Here is a 391-nt window from a genome sequence, read left to right on the forward strand (position 1 = left end):
ATTTCGCCCTGATATTGTCGCGCCGAATAACACATCGTCAGCATAGCACCAACGTTGTAGCAGGATGCCCCAGGCCACATAGAAGATTACTGCGGGGGTGATACGATAATCGCTGCATAGCGTCTGTATTTTCTGACACACATCCGGAGACAAATTGATCTCCACATGATTTGTTTGATTAACGTAAGAATTGTTCTCGGCTTCAGTATCTGTGTGATATTGTGACAGCGGCACGATACAAGTTGGTGTTCCCTCCCGAAGATATGCAGCCCAATAGTCGTGCTGAAAGGTGTGACGTCGGGCCGACAGTGTGTCTACAAGGGGTTTCAGAGATGAGGGGATAATGGCGCTATCATCCCTCACACCACTGACCACAGCCGCTCCATAGAGT

1 protein-coding gene is annotated in these 391 nt (G+C 49.1%); it reads right to left on the reverse strand.

Annotated features, from left to right (window positions below):
- The coding region (locus HG543_RS54280; RefSeq protein ID WP_211194840.1) for a condensation domain-containing protein at positions 1-391 on the reverse strand (391 nt) is incomplete at both ends.

Source organism: Pyxidicoccus fallax, assembly GCF_012933655.1.
GTDB lineage: Bacteria > Myxococcota > Myxococcia > Myxococcales > Myxococcaceae > Myxococcus > Myxococcus fallax.